Origin of the sequence: Streptomyces panacea (genome assembly GCF_040560175.1) — a bacterium.
Classification (GTDB): domain Bacteria; phylum Actinomycetota; class Actinomycetes; order Streptomycetales; family Streptomycetaceae; genus Streptomyces; species Streptomyces panacea.
Map to the genome: position 1 here is coordinate 1 of NZ_JARJHW010000349.1, position 2,550 is coordinate 2,550.

Annotated in this window: 2 protein-coding genes and 1 pseudogene; 1 reads left to right on the top strand and 2 read right to left on the bottom strand. The window is 70.9% G+C overall.

Translation table 11 applies throughout. The annotated features are described in order from the left end of the window. The coding region (locus P3L51_RS35790) for a phosphatase domain-containing putative toxin (protein ID WP_354609539.1) at window positions 1-485 on the bottom strand (485 nt) is incomplete at its 3' end. 140 nt (window positions 486-625) lie between these two features. Between P3L51_RS35790 and P3L51_RS35795 the strand changes: the two are divergent. Continuing rightward, a pseudogene (locus P3L51_RS35795) lies at window positions 626-1,591 on the top strand (M28 family metallopeptidase); the annotation flags it as partial. 60 nt (window positions 1,592-1,651) lie between these two features. On the opposite strand, the gene P3L51_RS35800 reads toward P3L51_RS35795, so the two are convergent. Continuing rightward, on the bottom strand, window positions 1,652-2,550 hold an 899-nt coding region (locus P3L51_RS35800; RefSeq protein WP_435594604.1), incomplete at its 5' end, for an ABC transporter permease.

Genomic DNA, 2,550 nt, shown 5'->3' on the forward strand with positions numbered 1-2,550 from the left:
GCGGACGTGGGCAGCCGCAGAGTCCACTCCCGCTGTTCGGGGGTGTCCGGGACGGCGAGGCCGCGGGTCTTCTCCAGGGCGGCCCACGCGGTGTCCGGGTCGGTGTCGCCCAGGATCAGCAGGGCGGCCGCCAGCAGGGACGCGCGGCCTATGCCGGCCCGGCAGTGGGTGACCACGTGCGCGCCGTCCGCGAGTCGGGCGGCCAGGTCGCGCAGCGTCGGCAGGACCTCGGCCGGGTCGGGGGCCGTGCGGTCGGGGATGGGGACGGAGACGAAGCGCAGGCCGGCCGCCCCGGCCGCCCGTTCCTCGTCGGACAGGCCCAACTCGTCGCGTTCGGCGGCCGTGAGTGCGCAGACCAGGACGTCGACGCCCGCGTCGCGCAGGCCCCGCATCTCGTCCGCCAGCCAGTCCGCTCCCCGAGGTTTGGCCATGGTGCTCAGACGCCCGGGTCCGGGCAGGTCGACGGTGAACAACGTGGGTCGCATGTCAGCAGCATAAGTATCCGCAAGTCGAACACTCGTGTCCGATTCCCGCTCTTGACGCTGAGTCAAGCGTGCGTTGACCATCAGCACGCATCGTGCGCACCACCTTCCGTCAGTCCTCATACGGAATCCGGAGCCCCCACATGAAGCTCTCCAAGCTCTCCGTTCCCGCACGTACCGCCCTCGTCGGCGCGCTCGCGATCGGCGGGCTGCTCGCGTCCGTCGCGCCCGCCGCGACGGCGTCACCGGCCGCGACCACGGCCACGGCCACGACGGCGCTCGCCGCCCCCGACATATCCCTCGCCAACGTCAAGGCGCACCTCACCCAGTTCTCCTCGATAGCCGCCGCCAACGGCGGCAACCGCGCCCACGGCCGCCCCGGCTATCTGGCGTCGGTCAACTACGTGAAGGGCAAGCTGGACGCGGCCGGGTTCACCACCTCCGTACAGCAGTTCACCTCCGGCGGGCGCGTCGGCTACAACCTGATAGCCGACTGGCCCGGCGGCGACCCCAACCAGGTCGTGATGGCCGGGGCCCACCTCGACTCGGTGACCTCGGGCGCCGGGATCAACGACAACGGGTCCGGCTCCGCCGCCGTACTGGAGACCGCGCTCGCGGTCTCCAGAGCCGGGCTCCAGCCGACGAAGCATCTGAGGTTCGGCTGGTGGGGCGCGGAGGAGCTGGGGCTGGTCGGCTCCCGCTACTACGCGAACAACCTGCCCTCCACCGAGCGCGCGAAGCTCGACGGCTATCTCAACTTCGACATGATCGGCTCGTCGAACGCCGGTTACTTCGTCTACGACGACGACCCGGTCATCGAGCAGACCTTCAAGACCTACTTCGCCGGACTCGGCGTCCCGACGGAGATCGAGACCGAGGGCGACGGCCGCTCGGACCACGCCTCCTTCATGAGCATCGGCGTACCGGTCGGCGGGCTGTTCACCGGCGCCGGGCGTACGAAGACCAGTGCCCAGGTCCAGAAGTGGGGCGGCACGGCCGGCCAGGCCTTCGACCGCTGCTACCACTCGTCGTGCGACACGACGGCGAGCATCAACGACACGGCGCTGGACCGCAACAGCGACGCCGTCGCCTACGCGATCTGGGCGCTGGGGACCTGACCGGCACCGTCCTCACCCGCTGACCTCACCCACTCACCCCACGCACTGACCTCACGCACTGATGTCCTTCGCCGTGAAACGCGCCCAGGCCGCCGAGCCGAACACGGCCGCGTACACGCCCTGCAGGCCGAGATTCCTCAGCACGTCGTCCCAGTAGTACGGCTCGCGGAGCAGATCGGCGAAGGACAGCCAGTAGTGCGGGAAGAGATACGGGTGGATGCCGTGCAGCTGCGGGATCGTGTCCAGGATCTGCACCGTGATCACCAGCCCGACCGTCGTCGCCATGGCCGCGATGCCGCTGTTGGTGAGGGTGGAGACGAACAGGCCGAGCGCCGCCAGACCGATCAGTGAGGCGGCGACGAGCAGCGCGATCAGCACCGCCCTGACCAGCCCGTCGCCGAAGGTGATGCGCGTGCCGGAGATCGTCGTGACCTCGCCGATCGGGAAGAGCAGCGCCCCCACGATCAGCGCGGAGACAGCCACCGCCAGGGTCGCGGCCAGGCAGAACACAAGCGTCGCCGCGTACTTGGCCAGCAGCAGCCGGGTCCGGCCCGCCGGCGCGACCAGCAGATAGCGCAGGGTGCCGGCGTTCGCCTCGCCCGCGACCGCGTCGCCCGCGATGACGCCGACCGCCATCGGGAGGAAGACCGGCAGCGTCGCGGCGAGCGCGGCGAAGACCAGGAACAGCCCGTTGTTGGTGATCTGCGTCAGGAAGGCCGGGCCGCCCCCTCCCCCGCCGGCCCCGGCCGGGCCGCCGTCGCTCGTCTCGATCTTGATGGCGATGCCGATCAGGACCGGTACGGCGGCCAGCACGCCCAGCAGCGCGAGGGTGCGCCAGCGGCGGAAGGTGGTGGTCAGCTCGGAGCGGAGGAGCCCGAACGTCCAGAGCGGCGATACGGTACGGGCCCCGGCGGCGGTGCCCGTACGGTCACGGCCTCCCGCCGCTGTCT